General features: G+C 63.9%; 1 protein-coding gene. It reads left to right on the top strand.

Going from position 1 to position 252, the window contains the following annotated elements; translation table 11 throughout:
- The coding region (locus L9G74_RS21400) for an ATP synthase subunit g (RefSeq protein WP_238898829.1) at positions 1-252 on the top strand (252 nt) is incomplete at both ends.

Below are 252 nucleotides of genomic sequence, written 5' to 3'. Positions count from 1 at the left end.
AGCTGGTGCAGCGCCTCACCACCCGCGGGCCTCAGCTGCTGAGCGCTGCTGTGGCGTACTCGAAGCCTCGCCTGGCCACGTTCTGGTACTACGCTAAGGTCGAGCTTGCACCTCCAACACCCGGTGAGATCCCCAAGGCCATCGACAGCATGAAGGCCATGGTCAGGAGCTTTCAGTCCGGCCGCCTGGCGCAGCTCACGGTCAGGGAAGCGCTGAGGAACGGTTTGGTGGCCACAGAGGTGCTGATGTGGA

This window comes from Shewanella electrica (genome assembly GCF_022321485.1).
GTDB lineage: Bacteria > Pseudomonadota > Gammaproteobacteria > Enterobacterales > Shewanellaceae > Shewanella > Shewanella electrica.
This window is presented reverse-complemented; position numbering and strand designations above follow the sequence as displayed.